Origin of the sequence: uncultured Wocania sp. (genome assembly GCF_964021735.1) — a bacterium.
Taxonomy (GTDB): Bacteria; Bacteroidota; Bacteroidia; order Flavobacteriales; family Flavobacteriaceae; genus Wocania_A.
The window spans coordinates 1-3,873 of record NZ_CAXIBN010000236.1; the positions used below are offsets into that span (position 1 = coordinate 1).

The 3,873-nt window shown below is 33.1% G+C and carries 5 protein-coding genes; 1 reads left to right on the top strand and 4 read right to left on the bottom strand.

Translation table 11 applies throughout. The annotated features are described in order from the left end of the window. Positions 1–213 precede the first annotated feature (213 nt). Both AADI82_RS14235 and AADI82_RS14240 read right to left on the bottom strand, forming a co-directional pair. On the bottom strand, positions 214–1,011 hold the full coding sequence (locus AADI82_RS14235) for a lysophospholipid acyltransferase family protein (RefSeq protein ID WP_341217085.1): 798 nt from the start codon (positions 1,009–1,011) through the stop codon (positions 214–216). Positions 1,012–1,063: 52 nt separating this feature from the next. After that, entirely contained in the window at positions 1,064–1,705 is a 642-nt protein-coding gene (locus AADI82_RS14240) for a CoA pyrophosphatase (RefSeq protein WP_341217086.1), read from the bottom strand. 6 nt (positions 1,706–1,711) lie between these two features. On the opposite strand from AADI82_RS14240, the gene AADI82_RS14245 reads away from it, so the two are divergent. Next, positions 1,712–2,416 (top strand): peptidylprolyl isomerase, encoded by a 705-nt coding sequence (locus AADI82_RS14245; protein WP_341217087.1) that lies wholly within the window; start codon positions 1,712–1,714, stop codon positions 2,414–2,416. A 62-nt stretch (positions 2,417–2,478) separates the two neighbouring features. Here the strand turns inward: AADI82_RS14245 and AADI82_RS14250 are convergent, their stop codons facing one another. Together AADI82_RS14250 and AADI82_RS14255 are read right to left on the bottom strand one after the other, a co-directional pair. Next, positions 2,479–3,081, bottom strand: coding sequence for a trimeric intracellular cation channel family protein (locus AADI82_RS14250; RefSeq protein WP_341217088.1), 603 nt, complete (start codon positions 3,079–3,081; stop codon positions 2,479–2,481). 132 nt (positions 3,082–3,213) lie between these two features. Next, positions 3,214–3,873, bottom strand: a 660-nt coding sequence (locus AADI82_RS14255; protein ID WP_341217089.1) for an RDD family protein, incomplete at its 5' end; no start/stop codon positions are given.

Here is a 3,873-nt window from a genome sequence, read left to right on the forward strand (position 1 = left end):
AGTGATTCGTTTAACGTGTTTGTGTATGGTTAGTTGCACTGGCTAGAACTAAGTTAATAAAAGAAAACTAAAAGCATGATTTATCCGTGTTAAAGATAGTAATAGAAATCCTTTTAAAAGAAAAGAACTATTACTGTATAGAACTAAAATAACAGATTACCTTACTTTGACTACGCTCAACACAGGTTGACTCGCTTCTTGTGATGACGTTAATTACCACTCACGCTTTTTATTCAACTCTTCTTGAGCTTCCAATTCTTTTTGAGGAATGACTTTTAAAAACGATGGATGTTGTTCGATAGCATATTCGATTCTTTTTACAATATCTTCGGTAGTTTCGTTATCGTAATCAATGTCTAACGGTTCTTTTATTTCGAAAGTTTGAAGGATGTTTTTCTTTTTAATGCGTAGCCCTTTTTTATCAAAAGAGCGACGAAATCCATCAATAACAATAGGCACCACAATGGGCTTATAGCGCTTAATAATGTGCGCTGTACCTTTACGAATGGGTTTAAATGGCGTGGTTGTGCCTTGCGGAAAGGTGATAACCCAACCATCGTCTAATGCTTTCCCTATATTAGAAATATCGCTCATTTTTACTTGACGATTGACATCTTTACCTTCAGATCTCCACGTACGCTCAATACTAATAGAACCCACGTAAGCTAAAATTTTAGGCAACAATCCAGCTTTCATAGTTTCTTTGGCCGCCACATAATAGATGTTAAGTTTCGGGTTCCATAAATAACCCACATTTTTAATAGAATCTGTACGTCCGCTCAAACTTGCATTAAACACATGAAACATAGACACTACATCGGCAAAATACGTTTGATGATTGGAAATGAATAGTACGTTAGTATCTGGTAAGGTTTTAATAATTTCGGAGCCTTCAATTTGTAATTCGTTAAACCCACGAAAACGTCTGTGAGTCATCGCTCCGAGTATTCTAATGAGCCATTTTTTTACAAAAAGTATATGTCCGAATGGATTTCGTTTAAATAATCCCATAAATCACGCGTCAAAATTAGTTAGTTGCCGCAAATGTACTAAATCTTGTAAACTAGAGCATTTGTTTTAACAAGTCTTTAATTTCGCTCAGCATCATTGCGGTAGCACCCCAAACTACATGACCATTTAATTTAAAAGCAGGCACCTCAACCTTAACACTATACGACGTTGAAACGGTTTTGGTCACGACTTGATTATGGTCTAAAAAATGTTGCAACCCAACTTCTATAATCGCCTCAACTTCATCTTCTTGCTTAATAAAACTCGGTGTGCTTTGAGAAAAACCAATAAACGGTTGTACATAAAAATTACTTGGTGGAATATAAACTTGAGATAATTGTTTTACAACTTGAATATCTTGTATGGGTACACCAATCTCTTCAAATGTTTCTCTAACTGCGGCGTCTTGCAACGATTTATCATCGTCTTCCAACTTGCCTCCAGGAAATCCAACTTGTGCTGAATGTACACCGTTATACGTTTTTCTTAAAATTAAAGCTAATGTGGTTTCATCATTTTTATTAGGATAAAACAATGCTAAAACACCAGCCTTTTTAGCATTCTTAATAGCATTTTTTTGTTGGCGTAACAGTTCTTGACGAAATGGAGGCACCATTTTAAATTGAGAAGCTTCGGCTGGTAATGGTATATTTTCTATTTTTGAAATTGATTTTAAAAAATCATCAAAATTCATTTTTAAATGCGCTTTAAATTATTCTTTTTCCTTTTTTTGCTTTTTTTGAATTGTGAAGATAAACAATCTAAAAAGAAAAATATTACTAAGCCTGTTGATACAACTTCCGTCAAAAAAGACACAAAATCTGTTGTTTCTACAGAAGATAAACGTACATATCCGAAGCTGAACGATAAAAATGCGATGTATTTTTTTCAAGAATACAACAAGCAGCATAAAGAAAACAAAGTGCGTATTACAACCGATTTTGGGACTATTGATATTTTATTGTTTAACGAAACAATATATCACCGTTCTAACTTTATTTTTTTAACTAAGCAAAAGTATTTTAATGGCACTCAATTTTATCGTGTTATTGATAATTTTATAGCACAAGGTGGCAATAGTGATGATAGAGAAACTGCTAGAAAACGAGCTAACATTGGCAAATACCTATTGCCTACTGATACAAAACGTGGTTTTAAACATAATCGTGGTGTTATTTCGATGCCAAGTGGCGAAATTGATAATCCGCATAAATTAGCATCTCCTTTTGAATTTTTTATTGTGACACAAAAAGGTGGTGCACATTTTTTAGACGGTGATTATACTGTTTTTGGTAAAGTTATAAAAGGTATGGATGTTGTTGATAAAATAGCTGGAGTTGAAACTGATGATGGTGACTGGCCCGATAAAAACATCTATATTAGAAATGTTGAAATTATTGATTAATGTTAGTTTTTTATGTTAAGGGTTGGAACCTTTCGACTCCGCTTATAAGCACCCAAAATAAATTAATCTTTGTAAATAGTTGGTAACGCAACTTTAAATTTAACTGCAATTAATCTTGTAACAATTACTACACAACCAGCAATTACAAACACCAGATTATTATCTAACGGTAGTTTTCGTATTAAAAAATACGATAAGCCTCCTAATATACATGCGGTTGCATAAATTTCTTTTCTAAATATCACAGGGATTTCGTTACATAAAATATCTCGAATTACGCCTCCAAAACACGCTGATATAGTTCCTAGAGCAATACAAATAATAGGATCTAATCCTGCAGAGATTCCTTTTTCTACACCTACAACGGTGTACAAACCAATACCAATGGTATCGAATAAAAATAACGAGGTACGCAAATAGTCGATTTTACTTTTTATAACTATGGTAACTACGGTTGTAGCTAAAATAACGTAGGTATAGTTTATGTTTTTCATCCAGCTTACAGGCGTATTACCTATAAGCATATCGCGAAGCGTTCCACCACCAACTGCGGTTACAAAAGCAATGATTAGAATGCCAAATAAATCCATTTTTTTACTAATGGCAACGAGTACGCCAGAAATAGCAAATGCAATGGTTCCTAATATATCTATGGTGTAGAACATAATATTTCTTTTAAACGTCATGCTAAACTTGTTTCAGCATCACATTATTTTAGTTTTAAAAAAAGACCCTTCGACTTCGCTCAGGGTAAGCGATTCACACCATTTTTATAAAACAAAAATGGTGTGAATCGCTTACATATTCTGAGTATAAAAATTATAATCTTTTAAAATAACATCGATAAACTCAATATCTGTTTTCTGTTTTACAGTTTTTATTTCAACAACTTCAACTAACTTATTTCTTAATTTGATTAAAGTTTGATAATCTTTTGAAGCTCTGGCAACAGTAAATGTATCTTTTATAATACGTGCATCGTTATCAGATAACTTAATAACATTTGGGTATGTTGGCTTATAATCTTCTTTTAAATTCTCTAAAATAGTATGGCTTATATTAACTTTATCTTTTAAGGCAATAACTGCTGTTCCTGCTACCATATCGCCTAGACGCTGCTGTTTTTTGCTAAACATAATTACAAAAAAACCTAAGCCAAAAATGTAAACATCTACAATTCTAAAAAACCAACGCACCACATAATCTGCTAATGAAGCCTGATAACCGTCAATTTTCACCACTCTAATCTTTAATACACGTTTGCCAATGGTTTGCCCTTCTAAAAGGGATTCTAAAGCCAACGTGTAAAACATAACTGGAAAACTCAATACGGTATTAATGGCAATTTGAGACCATTCATCCATATTTTCAAAAACACCAAACGTCCAATTCAACACTAATAAATACCCGATTTTAATAGCGGTATCTATGATGAATGCTAACAAACGTTCGCCTGC